At 66.8% G+C, this 2,143-nt stretch carries 2 protein-coding genes; both read left to right on the top strand.

The genetic code is table 11. The features are described from left to right. The first annotated feature begins 147 nt into the window (after positions 1 to 147). Positions 148 to 1,641 carry an IMP dehydrogenase gene (gene guaB / locus ACIPIA_RS14810; RefSeq protein ID WP_400510649.1) on the top strand — a complete coding sequence of 498 codons (1,494 nt, stop codon included), beginning with the start codon at positions 148 to 150 and terminating at the stop codon, positions 1,639 to 1,641. Between the two features lie 70 nt (positions 1,642 to 1,711). Continuing rightward, positions 1,712 to 2,122 carry an MAPEG family protein gene (locus tag ACIPIA_RS14815; protein ID WP_400510651.1) on the top strand — a complete coding sequence of 137 codons (411 nt, stop codon included), beginning with the start codon at positions 1,712 to 1,714 and terminating at the stop codon, positions 2,120 to 2,122. Positions 2,123 to 2,143 lie beyond the last annotated feature (21 nt).

Consider the following 2,143-nt stretch of genomic DNA (forward strand, 5'->3'; position numbering starts at 1 on the left):
TCGATGCCGTTTCTGCACTGCAAAAGAATCCGCCCTGCGGACTAGCGAAGCCGCCGGGCGCATGCTAACGGGCCTCGTCAACTCGGCATCGGGCTTCTCGCCCTGCCTCCCCTGGAAAGCCGGTTCCACCCGGCGTCGGAGTTGACGATGACGCTTTCCCTCGACGGTCTGATTCGCGACGGTTTCACCTTCGACGACGTGCTGCTTGAGCCCGGCCCGTCCGAGGTCATGCCGTCGGATGTCGACATCCGCACCAAGCTCACGAAATCGATCTCGCTGAACCTGCCCATCATCGCCTCCGCGATGGATACGGTGACGGAGGCGCGCATGGCGATCGCAATGGCGCAGGCCGGCGGCCTCGGCGTCATCCATCGCAATCTCGAAGCCGATCAGCAGGCTGCGCAGGTACGGCTGGTCAAGAAGTTCGAGTCGGGGATGATCGCGAACCCGATCACGATCCATCCCGACGAGACGCTGGCCGACGCGCTGGCCCTCATGAAGAACAACGGCATTTCCGGCATCCCGGTCGTCGAGCGCGGCCCGCAGGGGCACAAGGGCAAGCTGGTCGGCATCCTGACCAACCGCGACGTCCGCTTCGCCGCCAATCCGGCCCAGCCGGTTTCGGAGCTGATGACCAAGGAACGCCTGATCACGGTGCGCGAGGGCGTCAGCCCCGAGGAGGCCAAGCGCCTGCTGCACCAGTTCCGCATCGAGAAGCTCCTCGTCGTCGACGATCACTACCGCTGCATCGGGCTGATCACCGTCAAGGACATGGAGAAGCAGGTCGCCCACCCCAATGCCGCCAAGGACGCGCAGGGCCGCCTGCTGGTCGCCGCCGCGACCACGACCGGCGACCAGGGCTTCGAGCGCTCGGAGATGCTGATCGACGCCGGCGTCGACCTGATCGTCGTCGATACCGCCCACGGCCATTCGTCCAAGGTCCTCGACGCCGTCAGCCGCGTGAAGAAGCTCTCCAACTCGGTCCAGGTCATCGCCGGCAACATCGCCACCGCCGGGGGGGCCCAGGCCCTGATCGATGCCGGCGCCGACGCGGTCAAGGTCGGCATCGGCCCGGGCTCGATCTGCACCACCCGCATCGTCGCGGGCGTCGGCGTGCCGCAGCTCACCGCAATCATGGACGCCGCTTCGGCCGCGTCGAAGGCGGGTGTTCCGGTCATAGCCGATGGCGGCATCAAGTACTCCGGCGACCTCGCCAAGGCGCTCGCCGCCGGCGCATCCTGCGCGATGGTCGGCTCCCTGCTCGCCGGCACCGACGAGACACCCGGCGAGACCTTCCTGTACCAGGGCCGCTCCTACAAGGCCTATCGCGGCATGGGTTCGGTCGGCGCGATGGCGCGCGGCTCGGCCGATCGCTACTTCCAGCAGGACATCAAGGATTCGCTGAAGCTCGTGCCGGAAGGCATCGAGGGACAGGTCGCCTACAAGGGCCCGGTCTCGAGCGTGCTCCACCAGCTCGCCGGCGGCCTGCGCGCCGCCATGGGTTATGTCGGCGGCCGCACTCTCGAGGACTATCGCAACAAGGCCCGCTTCATCCGCATCACCAGCGCCGGCCTGCGCGAGAGCCATGTCCATGACGTGACGATCGTGCGCGAGAGCCCGAACTACCCGACCCGGTCTTGAGTCGGCGCAAGCTTCGTGCAGCACTGGCCCGCACTTTCAGGGCCGGGCTGACACGAGGCGACGCACAACCATGACACTCAAGCTGATCTATCCCGCGCTGGCGATGATCCTCTGGATCTTCGTCGTCGCGGTCATCCTGATGCTTCGCCGCAAGGACGCCTTCGCGTCGGGCGCGGTCAAGACGAGCGACGTCTCCCTCTCGACCGAGCGCTACCCGGCCCCTGCCCGACTCGCCTCGGCGAATTTCTCCAACCAGTTCGAGACGCCGGTCGTCTTCTTCGCGCTCATCATGCTCGCGATGGAGGTCGGTGCCACCGGCTATGCGATGGCCGTGCTCGCCTGGCTCTATGTCGCCACGCGCGTGATCCACACCCTCATCCATATCGGACCTAACAAGCTGCCGCTGCGCGGCGCCGTCTACGGCATCGGCGTCATCGCACTCTTCGGGATGTGGATCGGCGTGCTGCTCGCCGTGCTCTGACCGTCGGCGACGCTCCCCCCG

Origin of the sequence: Allobosea sp. CER48, from assembly GCF_044752385.1 — a bacterium.
GTDB lineage: Bacteria > Pseudomonadota > Alphaproteobacteria > Rhizobiales > Beijerinckiaceae > Allobosea.